At 56.2% G+C, this 13326-nt stretch carries 20 protein-coding genes, 1 tRNA gene and 1 pseudogene; 10 read left to right on the forward strand and 12 right to left on the reverse strand.

Annotated elements, in window-relative coordinates; genetic code table 11:
- The first annotated feature begins 23 nt into the window (after positions 1-23).
- Positions 24-233: a hypothetical protein gene (locus C4K27_RS17790; RefSeq protein WP_053261509.1), complete on the forward strand. Its 210-nt coding sequence runs from the start codon at positions 24-26 to the stop codon at positions 231-233.
- A 243-nt stretch (positions 234-476) separates the two neighbouring features.
- On the opposite strand, the gene C4K27_RS17795 is transcribed toward C4K27_RS17790, so the two are convergent.
- Entirely contained in the window at positions 477-797 is a 321-nt protein-coding gene (locus tag C4K27_RS17795; protein WP_007921708.1) for a YbjQ family protein, read from the reverse strand.
- Positions 798-1007: 210 nt separating this feature from the next.
- On the opposite strand from C4K27_RS17795, the gene C4K27_RS17800 reads away from it, so the two are divergent.
- Positions 1008-1334, forward strand: a complete 327-nt coding sequence (locus C4K27_RS17800) for an isochorismate lyase (protein ID WP_007921706.1) — start codon at positions 1008-1010, stop codon at positions 1332-1334.
- 63 nt (positions 1335-1397) lie between these two features.
- Here the strand turns inward: C4K27_RS17800 and C4K27_RS17805 are convergent, their stop codons facing one another.
- Together C4K27_RS17805 and C4K27_RS31490 are read right to left on the reverse strand one after the other, a co-directional pair.
- Complete coding sequence (locus C4K27_RS17805; RefSeq protein ID WP_053261510.1) at positions 1398-1598, reverse strand: hypothetical protein; 201 nt, start codon at positions 1596-1598, stop codon at positions 1398-1400.
- 115 nt (positions 1599-1713) lie between these two features.
- The gene (locus C4K27_RS31490; RefSeq protein ID WP_081002295.1) at positions 1714-1917 is read right to left on the reverse strand and encodes a DUF6021 family protein; all 204 of its coding nucleotides are present in this window, start codon (positions 1915-1917) and stop codon (positions 1714-1716) included.
- A 404-nt stretch (positions 1918-2321) separates the two neighbouring features.
- Between C4K27_RS31490 and osmE the strand changes: the two genes are divergently transcribed.
- Positions 2322-2681: an osmotically-inducible lipoprotein OsmE gene (gene osmE, locus C4K27_RS17815; protein ID WP_053261511.1), complete on the forward strand. Its 360-nt coding sequence runs from the start codon at positions 2322-2324 to the stop codon at positions 2679-2681.
- A gap of 482 nt (positions 2682-3163) precedes the next feature.
- On the opposite strand, the gene C4K27_RS17820 is transcribed toward osmE, so the two are convergent.
- Both C4K27_RS17820 and C4K27_RS17825 read right to left on the reverse strand, forming a co-directional pair.
- Positions 3164-3676 carry a fimbrial protein gene (locus tag C4K27_RS17820; protein ID WP_053261512.1) on the reverse strand — a complete coding sequence of 171 codons (513 nt, stop codon included), beginning with the start codon at positions 3674-3676 and terminating at the stop codon, positions 3164-3166.
- Between the two features lie 416 nt (positions 3677-4092).
- Positions 4093-4536, reverse strand: coding sequence for an anti-virulence regulator CigR family protein (locus C4K27_RS17825; protein WP_007921700.1), 444 nt, complete (start codon positions 4534-4536; stop codon positions 4093-4095).
- A gap of 115 nt (positions 4537-4651) precedes the next feature.
- Between C4K27_RS17825 and C4K27_RS17830 the strand changes: the two genes are divergently transcribed.
- The 3 genes from C4K27_RS17830 to C4K27_RS17835 all read left to right on the forward strand — a co-directional run bounded on the left by C4K27_RS17830 (position 4652) and on the right by C4K27_RS17835 (position 6165).
- Positions 4652-5113 carry a hypothetical protein gene (locus C4K27_RS17830; protein WP_007921699.1) on the forward strand — a complete coding sequence of 154 codons (462 nt, stop codon included), beginning with the start codon at positions 4652-4654 and terminating at the stop codon, positions 5111-5113.
- A gap of 241 nt (positions 5114-5354) precedes the next feature.
- Positions 5355-5528: a hypothetical protein gene (locus tag C4K27_RS31250; protein ID WP_009044242.1), complete on the forward strand. Its 174-nt coding sequence runs from the start codon at positions 5355-5357 to the stop codon at positions 5526-5528.
- A 307-nt stretch (positions 5529-5835) separates the two neighbouring features.
- Positions 5836-6165 (forward strand): hypothetical protein, encoded by a 330-nt coding sequence (locus tag C4K27_RS17835; RefSeq protein WP_053261514.1) that lies wholly within the window; start codon positions 5836-5838, stop codon positions 6163-6165.
- Positions 6166-6323: 158 nt separating this feature from the next.
- On the opposite strand, the gene C4K27_RS17840 is transcribed toward C4K27_RS17835, so the two are convergent.
- Positions 6324-6710 carry a YfeK family protein gene (locus C4K27_RS17840; protein ID WP_053261515.1) on the reverse strand — a complete coding sequence of 129 codons (387 nt, stop codon included), beginning with the start codon at positions 6708-6710 and terminating at the stop codon, positions 6324-6326.
- Positions 6711-6779: 69 nt separating this feature from the next.
- On the reverse strand, positions 6780-6977 hold the full coding sequence (locus C4K27_RS31380; protein WP_174705598.1) for a hypothetical protein: 198 nt from the start codon (positions 6975-6977) through the stop codon (positions 6780-6782).
- A 336-nt stretch (positions 6978-7313) separates the two neighbouring features.
- Between C4K27_RS31380 and C4K27_RS17850 the strand changes: the two genes are divergently transcribed.
- Positions 7314-7706, forward strand: coding sequence for a hypothetical protein (locus C4K27_RS17850; protein ID WP_053261604.1), 393 nt, complete (start codon positions 7314-7316; stop codon positions 7704-7706).
- 51 nt (positions 7707-7757) lie between these two features.
- On the opposite strand, the pseudogene C4K27_RS17855 reads toward C4K27_RS17850, so the two are convergent.
- The 5 genes and pseudogenes from C4K27_RS17855 to C4K27_RS17870 form a co-directional block, all read right to left on the reverse strand.
- Positions 7758-7905 (reverse strand): annotated as a pseudogene (locus tag C4K27_RS17855) (DUF1993 family protein); the annotation flags it as partial.
- A gap of 194 nt (positions 7906-8099) precedes the next feature.
- The gene (locus C4K27_RS31255; RefSeq protein WP_164523767.1) at positions 8100-8249 is read right to left on the reverse strand and encodes a hypothetical protein; all 150 of its coding nucleotides are present in this window, start codon (positions 8247-8249) and stop codon (positions 8100-8102) included.
- A gap of 189 nt (positions 8250-8438) precedes the next feature.
- Positions 8439-8675 carry a YceK/YidQ family lipoprotein gene (locus C4K27_RS17860; protein WP_053261516.1) on the reverse strand — a complete coding sequence of 79 codons (237 nt, stop codon included), beginning with the start codon at positions 8673-8675 and terminating at the stop codon, positions 8439-8441.
- Between the two features lie 215 nt (positions 8676-8890).
- Positions 8891-8977, reverse strand: a tRNA-Leu gene (locus C4K27_RS17865).
- Between the two features lie 329 nt (positions 8978-9306).
- The gene (locus C4K27_RS17870; RefSeq protein ID WP_009044248.1) at positions 9307-9528 is read right to left on the reverse strand and encodes a hypothetical protein; all 222 of its coding nucleotides are present in this window, start codon (positions 9526-9528) and stop codon (positions 9307-9309) included.
- A 630-nt stretch (positions 9529-10158) separates the two neighbouring features.
- Between C4K27_RS17870 and C4K27_RS17875 the strand changes: the two genes are divergently transcribed.
- The 3 genes from C4K27_RS17875 to C4K27_RS17885 all read left to right on the forward strand — a co-directional run bounded on the left by C4K27_RS17875 (position 10159) and on the right by C4K27_RS17885 (position 13140).
- Complete coding sequence (locus tag C4K27_RS17875) at positions 10159-10881, forward strand: fimbrial biogenesis chaperone (protein WP_053261605.1); 723 nt, start codon at positions 10159-10161, stop codon at positions 10879-10881.
- Complete coding sequence (locus C4K27_RS17880; protein ID WP_238437357.1) at positions 10878-12005, forward strand: fimbrial protein; 1128 nt, start codon at positions 10878-10880, stop codon at positions 12003-12005. Before C4K27_RS17875 ends, C4K27_RS17880 begins: the two co-directional genes overlap by 4 nt.
- Before the next feature lie 844 nt (positions 12006-12849).
- The gene (locus C4K27_RS17885) at positions 12850-13140 is read left to right on the forward strand and encodes a hypothetical protein (RefSeq protein ID WP_053261519.1); all 291 of its coding nucleotides are present in this window, start codon (positions 12850-12852) and stop codon (positions 13138-13140) included.
- Positions 13141-13326 lie beyond the last annotated feature (186 nt).

The following is a 13326-nucleotide window of genomic DNA, read 5'->3' on the forward strand; positions in this document are numbered from 1 at the left end:
CAGCTATCAACCAGGGAAGCGCCATGGAAGACATTTTTGTCGTAAAGCGCTGCAACAAGATCATCATCCAGGGGCGACGCGCCGGGGAAGCCGCCCACGGCGCGCCGATCGCCGCCCACTGGTACCGCATCGCCGACACCCGCACCGACGGCTTCATCGGCGATGGCTACGACCTGGAAGAGGACGCCGTGCGCGAGTGCCGCCGGCTCAATGCCGCCAGCTGCCGCGCCTGAAACCGTGGACAACCGGGGGCTGCGGCCACTCGCCGGCAATGATGAAATTTCTTTCACTGTGAACCCGCCAAGGCTTCGCTAAAGTGGCTCACGCTTATTGAAGACTCCCGACTGGCCCACCGCTCCCCCGGTGGGTCTTTTTTATGGACGATCGCCAAGGGCCGGGCGGCGCTCTGGCAGAGCATGCCAGGCATAAAAAAGCCCCGCACACGGGCGGGGCTGCGCGATGCGGGTAGCCGTCGCTTACTTGAGCCTGACAGCGGTGCCGGTGACAAACACCACCACCATGCCGCCACGGCCGCTGGGCATGCTGATCTCGTAGTCCAGGCCGAGCACCGCATCCGCGCGCAGATCGCGGGCGCGCTCCTTGATCTCGTCGGTCGCCTGCACCCGGGCTTCTTTCAGCGCCCGCTCCAGGGTCTGGGAACGCCCACCGAAAAAATCGCGCATCCCGGCGAAGACATCCCGCACGACGTTGATCCCCTGCACGGACTCGGCGCTCACGATATCCAGGTACTCGGCGATCTCTCGCCCCGCGATCGCGTGGGTGGTAGTGATAATCACGGCATTCTCCTTTGACCGGCGCGACCCTGCCCTGAACCCGGGCGGGGTCGCAAAAAAACGCGATGGTAACAGACCCTCCGCGGGTGGCGATGTGGAGCATGCCGGACGCGGTTGCCGCAGCAGCCTGCAAGGCGATGCCAAGGGCGAGCCTGTCCGTGATTAAATCCGCCAGCGGATAACCGCAGATCCTTTCCCACCTGGAGTATTCACATGGATGTCATTCAGTCGCGAGCCCCCGAACAATGCGCAGGCATGGAGGATATCCGTCGCGAGATCGATCGCCTCGACCAGGCGGTCATCAAGCTGCTGGGCGAACGTTTCCGGTACGTCTTGGCCGCGTCGAAATTCAAGACCTCGGAAACCGCCGTGCGCGCGCCCGAGCGCTTTCGCGCCATGCTCCTGCAACGTCGGGAATGGGCCCAGGCCGAGGGCCTGAGCGCCGACGCCATCGAAAAGCTCTACAGCGACCTGGTGCAACACTTCATCGCCGAGGAGCTCAAGGGCTGGAAATCCGCCCAGGCCCAGTCGCCGGCCTGAGGGCAAAAGAAAACCCGACAGCCAGAAAACAAGCCAGGCTGCCGGGCAGGGTCGTGGATGGGGTTATCGGGTATTGGCCCCTCGCGCAGCCTTCTTGGCCTTCGCCTTGTAGGCCGGCAAGGCTGCCGCGTAGGCCAGGGCCTCCTCCCGGGTGCCAAAGGAACCAAGACGGTCGCCCTTGGTGCAGACCCGCCAGGGGCCGCTGTTGACGCTGACCACGTCATAGCCGTTCATGTACATCTTGTTCAGCATTGGAACGCTCATAATCGCCTCCCTTTCGGTAGAGATCGGCCGAGGTTGTCGCGAACACCTTACACCCGGTCCGCGCGGGTGGGGGGTTCCATCCATCGCCACCGGGCGGGAACGCGCTGCCGGTATTTCACTTGGGCTTCAGGTTTCCCAGAGGGTCATACGCCCGGGACTTGGGTTCTTTCTCCGGCCTGTTGTCCCTGGGCGCTTTCGCCGGACCTATGGGGTCCACCTGCGGATCGGCCAGATCCGGAGAGTCAGGGTCGAAGCCCAATTCGTCCTTGCCGGAAGCGTGCTCGGATGAACGCGGGCCCGTTGACCTGTTCGTACTCATGGATACCTCCCGACCACGATGGAATGTCTTTCAATGAGAGGGCCATTCTCATGCAGGGTGCAAAACAGCTGACGAATGGTAATCGATCAAACAGCGTTTTCTGCCGTGCTTATGGCGTTTTGGCAGGTCTGCCAGAGCCGAATCATCAGCCGCGTTATCAGCCCGTACCCAGGCCTGCGTTTCGTCGCCCTGTCGTTGCTAGGGCCATAGCGCAAGCGCACACTGGCTGCAGCTGACGGATCAGCTCCCCCTCTGCAAAAAGCCCGCCCATGCGGGCTTTTTGTCTATCCGCCCTCCCCGCGTCCCGTCCTTTGCGAATACGACCCGCTGCCCTCGTCGTTCGGCTTTACTTCAACTGATGCACCAGGCGTCTCTTCATGACACTTACCATCGGGAGCCCTGCCATGAACAAAACACTTATCGTCATGACCGCTCTGCTGTCAGCCGTCGCCGGTTGCACCAGCGACGCTCATGTCTACCGCAATCAGCCGCTGGTGGCGAAGGTCGAGACCGGCATGACCCAGGAACAAGTCCGGCAGATCGGCGGCGAACCTGTGGCCGTCACCCCTCGCACCGTGGAACTCGGCACCTGCTTCGACTATGTGTTGACCCAGGCCGACCATAAACAGCCGTTCAATGTCAGCTTCGACGGCAATGGCAAAGTCGATCACAAAAGCTTCCTCACCTGCGCCGAATGGAGCCACGCCCAGCAGAAAGCCAGGGCTCCAGGCAGCGGCACGGGAGGCATGGGTGGCGGCTATTGAGCTGCGCTGGCCAGAATTGGCGGCGATAGCGGGTGGGCGGCATGACCAGATGAAATTTCTTTCACTGTGAGCCGAGCGCCAGGCGGGTAGATTCCACCCTGCTCATTCAACTATTGGCCCGCTCCCCGCGGGCTTTTTTTTGCCTTGCAGGAGCCCCTTGAGGAAGGAGCCAAAGTGGCTTCGAGTGGCGGGAAGGCCCGCCGAAGGCAAACTCCAGGCAAAAAAAAGCCCAAGTAGCTGATGGACACTTGGGGCTAAAAATGCATAAACCGTGGTAGGTGAACGCGGGGCTATCTTAACGTCCCGAAGAACATGTAACAATATATTTTGAGGTTATTTTTACCCTAAATATTTTCTAAGCCCTTAAATAACCACATGTTTTTTCTGGCAATGGCCGATTCGTCACCTTGTTGGCGCCAGCAAAAAAGCGCCACCGCCCTTCTTTTCACATGACTACGCCTGCGTGAACCGCTTGCCCGCCATCAGGCATACAGGATCACGCACTCCGAAAACGAGGAAAACTCACCGGCTTCCACTGGCCCGTTGGCGCTGACCAACCTTGCCGCGAAGGACAGCCTGAAACCCGGTGCCACCGGGTATTCGGCACGCCCTTCATGGCCCAGAAGCACGACTTTTCCCTCGCTGTCCAGCAGTTGAACGCCCACATTGCGCGCGGAGCCAGCCTCTTCATAGTCATTCATCAAGATCACACCATCGCTGGTGATGCCATCAAAGTAGACCTGGACCTTGCTCGCCCCCTTGAGCCTGTCTTCGTTCAGCTCGACGCTGAAAAACTGCGGAAGGCTGCCACCCGCCTGAAGCACATCAAGGCTCGATGTACCCAGTTCGACCACCCGTTCCATGCCGCTGGAGCGCCGACGTGAGGCGCCGGGAATACCACTCGCCCCCAGGCCATTATCAGGATCGATCGTCCACGCGGGTGCGGTAACCCTGGCGCGAAAATCAAAGAACTTACCAACATTTTGAGTGGGCATTATTTATTCCTTTAATTGAATGCAAACATGCGATCGGTTCAGTCCGGAGCAGCCACCCAGGCCGCTCTCCCTGCCTGTCGCCATGCACTTTTTCAATGGGCGAAACGCAGCCGGCTCGATAGTCGATGCCAGTCAAAAAAGCGCACACGGCGAACGCTGAAACCTTAGAACGGCGCCAAATCGGCGTCCCTAGGACACTTCCGAAACGCTCCACTCAATTATCAGATCGCGCTGGAGTGTTGCTGAAGAGGTGGCTCGGCAAAATCTCCGCCAAGGCGGTTATCCGTACTTGAGCCAACGAAAAACAGGGGGCACTGGAATCGAACCAGCATCAGGATGTTGGGGGAGTGCCGGACGCCGCATGTCAGGCAAAAAGCCCGGTCTTGCACCGGGCTTGCTGGTGGGCCGGCCTGGAATCAGTCCAGGGCGTCGTGCAGGACTTCGTAGATGATGCCTGTCGCGATGGCGACCAGGATCAAATCAGTGCCGGCCTGTTGCCACTCATAGCCGTCATAGTGCGGTAGGCGGCCGAGCATCCGGCCATCGAGTTTTTTCGCGATGCCCGGCGGCAGTGGCTTGCCTCGGGCCAGGTTTTTCTGGATGCCCGGCGGCAGGGCCGGCCCGGGTGACCAGTAGTCACGACTGTCGCCAATGATCACGCGAACACCGCCGACATCGACTTGAGGGCCGTCATACCTCCCGCCCTGCTTGTAGTCCTGGGATTTGTTGCCTTTATTGCCATGTCCGCCCTGATTGCCATGGGGGTTGCCCTTGCCGTTCCCTGGGTCCGCATACAAGGCAGTCGAGCCGAATAAAAACGCGGCGCTTGCTAAAACAGCTACAACCGAACGAGTCGTCATCTCTGCAATCCTCTGCATGAATCCAGCCGTGGTGCCATTCGTCATGACACCCGAACTATAGACAGCCGATTGCGTCTTAGTTCATGCAAACCTCTCCTTATCTATGGAAGCGATCATGCTTTTAAAGAAAAAAAATCTCGTGACTGCCGTGACCTGTGTACTGATGCTGGCAGCAGCTCCTCTGCTCCCCATGACGTCTGCTTATGCCAAGGACGGTGGTGGCCATGGTGGCGGAAATGGTGGTGGCAACGGCGGGGGGCATGGCGGTGGTAACAGTGGTGGTCATGGTGGCCAGGCAGGTGGTCACTCGGGAGGGGTCAGCAGCAAGGGCCATAACGGCGGCCTGAAAAGCGACCCAGCCGGCAAATCGGTTCGCAATCTTGGAGAAAATGGCAACCATTACGGCAGCATTCGTAATGACAGCAACGGCCATGGCTCGACTACTTCCGGCGTGGCTCATTCCAAAGATACCCGCGGACTGTCAAAAGCCACTGCGATCTCGGACACCACGCCCGGGGACCACAACTCGAAAGGCCTGGGCAACGCCAGCGTCTCCTCGAGCAAGAATGATCGATAGACCCAGCCTCATGCTCTCCAGCTGAATCGGTTTCAACACCCTCGGTTGGTCAGCATCGCCCCGCATGAAAAGCCCGGCCCAGCGCCGGGCTTTTTCGTACCTGCCTTCGCCCGGCGGCGCCCTCTTCTGCCCTCATGGCTCGGGCACAGATGAAACTATCTTTAAGTAACCTTCATGAAGCGAAGCGTCTGAGTGCCTACCCTTGCGGGACCGACAAAGTGAACTACAGGAGTAACCCACGATGTTTTCCCATGAAGGTCTCGGTCTGATGTCCATCTTCATTGTCCTGCTGCTGTGCGTGCTGGCGATGTTCATTCATCCTGTGCACGCACTCTGGAGCTGGGTTCAAAGGCGTAGACGCAGGTTGTCGGTAGAAAACGCAGGGCGTGAAGGCAAGCCCTATTCTTCGCGCTGAACAGGCACCCATCCAACGAGGCCCGGCCATGTCCGGGCTTCTGCTTTCTTGCTTCTACAGGACCGGTCAGCTCTGGCTCAGGCGCCACCAGTGGGTACCACTCGTCCAGACCACGGGGCCCTGCCCCGTTCCTCATCTACACCTTTAAGCATGGACTTCCGGTCGTATTCATCCGACCCCTTCAGCACCGCTCTTGGATATGGATAGAGAGGATCGGGCAGCCGGTATTCGATTCGATGGCACACGAAGCGCCATACGAAACCGCAGTACCCCAAGCTTCGGGCTTCATTTCTCAAGGAACGAAAAAATGACTACGAAATGCACGAACTGGCATGCCTGGTTGAACGCCATGCCACCCAAACCGGACGAGCTTCATGTCGTTGGAGACGTTGAAGTTGCCAACCCAGGGGTCGAAGCCTATCTGACGATGCGAACGCCACAAGGTATCAACCCGACCATACTCTTGCTGGATCTGCACCTGGTGCAAAGGCCGGGACAGTGGATTCAGCAACTCAGCTGCGCACAAGTCAGGTTCACCCGGGTAATGCCTCCCAACTCACCGCTCTATACCGCTATCGAGATCTTCTATAACGGTGAGCGAATCAAGTTTATCGAGGATATTCCGGTCATCTCCTGAGTGATTCATTCCAGAGTAGCTGACCTCACCCCCTGCCGCGACCGGCTGAACGCTGGACCAGTCGGTCGCTTGTTTCCATATCGATGAGCTGCGCTTTCCTGTTTTTCAGAAACAAAAAGCCCAGTAATGAGCTGGGCTTGTTTTAACGCAAGAACGACTCAGTGAGGCTGACGCAGCCTCTGCAGCTCAGCCTTCAACCAGGCGCTAGCCGGTTGCGATCCAGTAGCGCAGTGCACCTCATAGGCCTTGCCACTCATGCTGCTTTTAGTGGCCGCGAGGTCGATAAAGTCCTCCGCGCTGCTCACCATGTTCTTGCCTTCGAGGTAATTCAGTTTTTTCTCCAGGTGCTGCCGTGCCTGGGGGGCTGGATACTCGGTGCCATTACGCACGAACTGGCACTGGCTGTGCTCGACAAAGTCCAGCAAGCCCTTTATCTCCCGGGCTGCCTGAGGCGTCGTTTGCGCCTGCGCGTTAGTCGCCATTGCCAAGGCGGTGATACCAGCCGCCATCAGCCATCGAGCCCACTCACCGGTAAAAATTCGCATCCTTCGTCCTTGTCTTGAAACTGAGCAATATTGTCGGATCTGGCCGAGTATCACCCGGCACCAGGTCGGTCAAACTTCGATAGGGAAAATCGGCTGAACTTCCTGCTTCATATCCGCGTTTTCTGTCGCAGCCTCAAGTTTGGCCAGGAAGTCTGGATTCAATTTGGCTTCAAGCAGATTGACCTGCTCTACCGCCCTCTTTTGCTCAACCATCTTGGCAAGTTCTGCATAAGAAAGTCTGGGTGCCGCGTTTTGAATAGTTATCACTGAGGCTCTTCCTTGGTTCATCCGTCCAGCCCACCAGGGGCTTGGCGGCAAGTGTATCCCCTGTTCCACGCCCGTCCCAACTCATCCGGCCAGCGCTTGAGCATATCGGTACTCAATATCTTCTTTTTATCGATACCTGGCGCATCCGGGCCTGGAAAGCCACGCCGCTCAAGCGCAGCCTTAAGCTGCCGCGCATGACTGTCCATGCCCAGGTCTGGCGGTGTTTTCACCCTGCCATAGACCAATGGTGCCGCCAGTCGTCGTCGCAGCGTTGACGCTCTACCCCTTAAGGCGCGCAATGGCCCCCTAAAAATGATCGCCTTGGGGCCTTTCCAGATGGCAAAGATCATAGTGCTGGCCGGTGACTTCCCCCAGGGTGATGCGGAGTATCTGCGCGGAACCATCACGCTCAAGACCCCCAATAAACCGCTAATGGGGAAAAGCTTTCTCGTCTCCGAGTTCAAGGAACTCACCGTCGAAAATACCGATTCGAACAAGAACATAAAGAGCGCCATAGGCCTTGGAGTGGTGGGTGCCATGTTTCTTGGGCCGGTCGGAGCCGTCGCCGGCTATCTTCTGGCGGGTCACAATACCGAAGTGACATTTCTGGCCACCTTGAAGGATGGCCAGACACTGCTCGCTGCAACCGATAACGAGACCTACCAAGACATCTCGGCGCGCTTCAACAGAAAAAACCCTCCTGACAAACGCGATAAAACCGAGCCTTGACGCCCGGTTCAGCACTTTTCTTTTAGTCCGCCTGGAAAATCAGACAGTCGCTTACTGCCGCAAGTAGGCGAGCAATGTGCTGCACATAGTCGGCTTTACCGAGTGGCACGCCGTTATGTCGCAGGATGTTGTAGGCCGTGACGAGGTGAAAGTAGAACTGTGGTGTCACCCAGTTCACCGCGTACTCATTACCAGTCATGCAGACTGCTGCGTTTTGCCAGCCAGCAGAACCGTCCCCTGCGCAACCGGCAAATATTGACCAATGGCCGGATGCAGGATTGAGAACCGCGCGATGAATGCGCAGGAATGGAAAAACAACAAAGCTGACCGGATTGAGCGGCCATTCACGGTCAGCCTTGTCGTTGGGACAGCTTCAACCCGGGAAACGGTGAATCACCATTGGCCCGAGAAGATGCAGGTCAGTGCTTCGATGCCGCTGAACTTCCACAGCGAGTCATTACAGTCTCTGGCGAATGCATGGGCGTTCGAGGCGGTGAGGGTCAAAACCACTGCGCAGGAGTAGACGATTTTCTTGAATGACATGGTGAATCTCCTTTTTCGTATCGGCACTTTCTTGTGAGAGCCACCCCGACGAGGATGGTCATCCGCACTATATGCCCGGCCTCGGCAGCAGACGATTAGGGCTGGTGTGCTAATGGCGAATACGCATCACCCCAGGCCATCGACAAATTGCGCAGGGCTCCCGCTTTGCAGACGAAAGCCAGAAACAGATTAGTCATAGCAGCTGTACTGATACTCGAATGGAAAAAACACCGTATCGACCACCAAGGAAAACGGCGCATCGATCAGTAAAAAGGGAATCAGCTTTCCATGGGAGGTGCCTACCAACCACCAGTCCAGGCGCACGCCCTTGTAGGGGCAAGGGTGGTCATAGTCCATCCGCATCGCCACCGCGGCGCAGCCGCTCAGGCAATTGACCAACACCAACAGAATCACTTTCCGAAACACCTAATGTCCTTATTACATCCATCTGCAGAGCTGCGTAGACGTCTCTGCAATACGCCAGTGACTTTTGCCCAATGGCAATGACAGAGAAATACATCCGCCAGCAGAAAGGCAAGAAAGCCTCTCCAACCGCGTAAATCGCAGGCCGGATTTGAATGTGCGGACCGGAAACGAACAAGGGTTTGCATCAGCTTTCGCCAGCAAACCCTTGAAATAGATGGTGCCCGAAGCCGGAATCGAACCGGCACGCCCTTACGAGCGGGGGATTTTAAGTCCCATGCGTCTACCAGTTTCGCCATTCGGGCGGTAGCGCGGTGTTGCGGTCTGAAAGGCTTGAGCCGTTTCAGCGCCTTTCGGCAAGGGGGTGAAATATATACATCCCCTCCCTTTGAAGCAAGTTCGTTGGCGTCAAATTCAAGACTGAATATCGAGCCCGCCCATAAACAAAAAGCTCCGTAAATCATAGATCTACAGAGCTGTTTCTATCGGTGGGGGCTACGGCCGGAACCGAACCGGCGCAGAAGAAGGCTGCATGCCACTGATAAAAACAGGCCGGCAGGTTAGCACACTGAAAACATCGTAACCAACTGATTTAAAAAGACTTGTAGCTGAATAGACGAAGCCGTCGGATCGCCTAGGTGCCGCTCCCAACGCCTTCCACCGCGCGCGCATAAGCGACCGTCGCCACCTCTATCAGAGTCTTGCGCTCTTCCCCGTCGATAATCCCCTTGGCCTTGAAGTTGTCGACAAGCCGCAGCAATTCATCGTACTGCTCCTGCGCATCCATCCGGACTTCAGGGTTCGTCAGCAAGTCATGGAAGGCGGAAAACGCCTGCACTTTCGCGTCATCGTACATGGCCGGCTCTCCAGGAATGTGTATTCGGTAGAGGGTGCAATGTCTCAATGGGTTCGTCGTGTACGACATACGGTGGAACCCAACTGACTTGGGGATCGTGGGATGGCTAAAGCTATGGGCCAGCAGAGTCGAAGAGACAGGCCTGCGGCTGCTTCAGCCTGAATAGGTGCCCACCCTGACCAGCTGTTGGCCGTTCAGCAATCCATCGTAAACACACCTGGCCGGGCAAGCGGGACCACTCTAATCAGAGCAGTCGCGCATGTCTCGAAGACAATTCTGAAGAAACCTGAACAGCTTGAGGAAACCTGGGCGTAGCCGGCAGAAGCACCCGTGCGAATACCTCGGTTGAGCGGTGATCGGACGGGCTAGCGCATCGACGCAAGCGTTCGAGGCGAGGCTGGCTTGCTGCTTGTCCAACTCGGCGAACAGGGCACAGTTTCTATCCCAGGGCCCCAGGGGTCACCAGCGTTTTAAGAATCGACTGATACCTGGGAAGGTCCAGTGCCACTAGGATCCCCAGGCATTTATAAAGGCATGCGCTGAAAGTCCCACAATCACCCGCATTGACTAATGAACACGCCATAAGAAAGAAGCGCACCGATGTCTTTTTCAACGTTTTCGAGAAACTCCATGAAAAAGTCCCTTGCCATGAGTGTGGCGTTTGCCGGGCTTCTGTCGTTGTTTGCCCTGCCCTCCCATGCCGGTATCTCATTGAATGAAACTCGAGTGGTACTGGCCGGACCGAAGAAGGAAGCTTCCATGCTGGTGCTGAACGATGAATCGACGCCCATCATGATCCAGTCCTGGATCGAGCCCTTCGGCACAAGCACCGATCAGGACGTCCCCTTTGCCCTCACCCCTCCCCTGAAACGCCTGAACGGGAACGCCCGGCAGCAATTGCGCATTCTCTACCAAGGCATGGGGCTACCCGCGGACAGGGAGTCGGTGTTCTGGTTGAGCGTGCAGGAAATCCCCCAGAAGTCGAAGGATGAAAACATCCTGCAGATTGCCGTGCGCCAGCGCATCAAGTTGTTTTACCGGCCCGCCGGCTTGCCCGGCGACGTTGATCAGGCCCCCTCCAGGCTGCAATGGCGCATGGCGCTCAAGGAGGGCAAGCCCGGCCTGGAAATCAGGAATGACTCCGCGTTTCACATTTCTTTCGGCGCGGTGAACATCAAGAGCGGTTCGAACAGTTATTCGGTTCCGGCGACAATGCTGCCCCCCTATTCAAGCCAATCATTCACGATCGAGGGGGCATCTTCCCTGGCGCCAGGCGGAGCAACAAAGATCGAGTTCGAAAGCATCAACGACGATGGCGTAGCGGTACAGCACTCAGGCGACCTATCCAGTTGAGCCAGGTTAAAGGTCAGAACTCTTTGTTTGTCGCTGAACCCGGCGTTTTGTTATCGGCTGAATACTTAGTGAAATACACAGGTCGTCAACAATCTTCGCCCAAACAAAGAGATTCGTTTCCGAACGCATGGAGCCAGGGTGCGCAAGAACGATTCACCCACGAACCCTGTTCAAGGTCGATCAGAGAGAAACAGGCAATGAAGACCACAGCAAAAAGAATGATCCGCGCCCTGTTCGGCGCACCGCAACTTTGCGTCATTGCACTCATGGCCCTCGCCGTGTCGCCGTCCGCGAGGGCTGCGTCTGTGGACGCATTTGAGCAGGAGCTATCGATCCCGAAGAACACCGCCAGCGGCATCATACTGGCTCGACATTACATCACTCCGCAGCAGGCATGTGGCGCATCGAAGTGCTCAGTCGAAAAAATTTACGCCTACCCAGGTGGCGGCGTATCAACCTCAAATGCAACAGTAATCACCACGAAAGTCTCGGGCATATCGACTCGTTTGTTGATCAATGGAAGAGGCTACGGAACTTCAGCGCCATGGGTCGAGTTCACCCAGCCAATCGAAGTACAGTTACTTAGCGAGGGTCGAACAAATCTAGGCGGTTCCCTGTCTGACAGCCAGGCCTTTCCGTACTACTACAGGCTCGAAATGAAATACTCGTATTTGAACATTCACCTGAAGGGCACTATCACCCCGATCGACGGCACCTGCTCGGTGCCGGGCCAAACGGTAAAGCTACCCAAAACCTTGCTGAACCGCCTGGACCGCATCGGCTCGACAGCCGGCACCCAGAGCTTCCAGCTTAATATCAATAACTGCCCCAGGGGTTATAACCGGATTGGCTATACCCTTGACCCGGTTGGCGGCGAGATTGCGAACTCGCCAGGGGTATTGCCGCTTACTGGCGGTTCGACCGCGAGCGGCATAAAGATCCGGGTTGAAAACGCCCAAGGCGCTCCGGCAACCATGGGCACCTCGATAACGGTCGATGGATACAACAAGGCGGCGGGGGGTTCGTTTGCCATTCCGATGCAAGCGTCCTACATCAGGACTGATGCGACGGCTACACCCGGAACGGTAAACGGAGCAATGACCGTGTTTCTGGATTATCGGTAGCCCTTTCCCACTCGTTATAACGCCTGCTTTCTTCCGGCCAATAAAAATCCCGTAGGTCACTGATCTACGGGATTTTTTCTGGTTTTGGACCGAGACTGGACTCGAACCAGCGTAGGAAAACTTACAGCTCGACAGACAAAGCCTTCTATTTCCTGAGCTGCGTTTAGTGCTCCATTACCAAGCCGAATTCATCCTCTCTCACCGCCCTGCTCCTGTCCTGGGCATGCTGGCAGACCGAAACAACCGTGCCTCTCAGCTTCCACCGATTCGATTCGTCATGCTCATTCCTTCGACTGGCTGTGATGCAGCGACAGATCTTCAATAAATTCGCCCCGCTAACCCAGACTCAGCCGCATGACCTTAGCGCTGTAAAACCCAGCTGGAAGATGTACCCAAGCGCAACGAACGACCGCCGCAAGCGCATGTCGTCTGTCGGGTTCGATAGCCAGGCCTTCACACCGATGGAACATCTTTACGCCAGGTTGAAAGTCTCGATGTAGAACCCACATAAGTAAACGCGATAAAACAATAAAAAATAAGCGACTAAGGCACTAACTCTACCACTCGTCGGAACCGCCATTTTATAAAGGTGAAGGTACCTTGCTTTTACCTGTTTACAGGCTTGACTGTATTCCTACCCATGATCGAAAGGAGGCGATAAAACATATTGGCGCAAGAAACTGGCACCGTCCTTGACGCTGATATCAATCGCCTTGCCATCAATACTCCGCAACATCTCAATGAGTTAACCTAACTACCGTTTTTCGTAGCAGTGGCAAGTCTGCAATTTGATTTTAAATAGGGAGCCAACTCATGGAATGTACAATCAAAAAGGAATATGAACATGAGCATCACAGTCACAAACGGTGCAAGCGCAGTAGTTAAAGTAGCCATTAGCACATGGCAGAAAGACGGCAATGACGATTTCTGGTCATTAGATCAAGGCGCAAGCGATACCTGGAAACGTAGCGACCCAAGGGGCTACTTGATGGCCGTACAAGACAAGTCCCGCACAACTGAATACTACGTTTCCTGCAACAGCGCCATCGTTATCGAAGACAATCTCGTCAAAGATCACGGTCGAACTCTTAACCCACTCATTGCGGCCGGGCAGAAGAACGTGGCTAATGCGTAACATCCCTCGGTAGTGCATGTAAAAAATGGCCAGTATCGTACAAGATGCTGGCCACTTTCGCATGGAGAAAAAAGTTAACCACTCATCCGGCTGGCGAGCACCAGAGTCACTTATATTTAGTTGAGCCTTTATACTTCAATACATCCAGAAATAATCACTTCACTGATTATTTCTGGAAGCTTTGCA

It is taken from the genome of Pseudomonas chlororaphis subsp. chlororaphis, assembly GCF_003945765.1.
Lineage (GTDB): Bacteria > Pseudomonadota > Gammaproteobacteria > Pseudomonadales > Pseudomonadaceae > Aquipseudomonas > Aquipseudomonas chlororaphis.

Bases quoted from the DNA above. Each gene is read 5' to 3' on its own strand.
- C4K27_RS17790 (WP_053261509.1), top strand. From the start codon at position 24: ATGGAAGACATTTTTGTCGTAAAGCGCTGCAACAAGATCATCATCCAG.
- C4K27_RS17800 (WP_007921706.1), top strand. From the start codon at position 1,008: ATGGATGTCATTCAGTCGCGAGCCCCCGAACAATGCGCAGGCATGGAG.
- C4K27_RS17805 (WP_053261510.1), bottom strand. From the start codon at position 1,598: ATGAGCGTTCCAATGCTGAACAAGATGTACATGAACGGCTATGACGTG.
- C4K27_RS31490 (WP_081002295.1), bottom strand. From the start codon at position 1,917: ATGAGTACGAACAGGTCAACGGGCCCGCGTTCATCCGAGCACGCTTCC.
- osmE (WP_053261511.1), top strand. From the start codon at position 2,322: ATGAACAAAACACTTATCGTCATGACCGCTCTGCTGTCAGCCGTCGCC.
- C4K27_RS17820 (WP_053261512.1), bottom strand. From the start codon at position 3,676: ATGCCCACTCAAAATGTTGGTAAGTTCTTTGATTTTCGCGCCAGGGTT.
- C4K27_RS17825 (WP_007921700.1), bottom strand. From the start codon at position 4,536: ATGACGACTCGTTCGGTTGTAGCTGTTTTAGCAAGCGCCGCGTTTTTA.
- C4K27_RS17830 (WP_007921699.1), top strand. From the start codon at position 4,652: ATGCTTTTAAAGAAAAAAAATCTCGTGACTGCCGTGACCTGTGTACTG.
- C4K27_RS31250 (WP_009044242.1), top strand. From the start codon at position 5,355: ATGTTTTCCCATGAAGGTCTCGGTCTGATGTCCATCTTCATTGTCCTG.
- C4K27_RS17835 (WP_053261514.1), top strand. From the start codon at position 5,836: ATGACTACGAAATGCACGAACTGGCATGCCTGGTTGAACGCCATGCCA.
- C4K27_RS17840 (WP_053261515.1), bottom strand. From the start codon at position 6,710: ATGCGAATTTTTACCGGTGAGTGGGCTCGATGGCTGATGGCGGCTGGT.
- C4K27_RS17850 (WP_053261604.1), top strand. From the start codon at position 7,314: ATGGCAAAGATCATAGTGCTGGCCGGTGACTTCCCCCAGGGTGATGCG.
- C4K27_RS31255 (WP_164523767.1), bottom strand. From the start codon at position 8,249: ATGTCATTCAAGAAAATCGTCTACTCCTGCGCAGTGGTTTTGACCCTC.
- C4K27_RS17870 (WP_009044248.1), bottom strand. From the start codon at position 9,528: ATGTACGATGACGCGAAAGTGCAGGCGTTTTCCGCCTTCCATGACTTG.
- C4K27_RS17875 (WP_053261605.1), top strand. From the start codon at position 10,159: ATGAAAAAGTCCCTTGCCATGAGTGTGGCGTTTGCCGGGCTTCTGTCG.
- C4K27_RS17885 (WP_053261519.1), top strand. From the start codon at position 12,850: ATGAGCATCACAGTCACAAACGGTGCAAGCGCAGTAGTTAAAGTAGCC.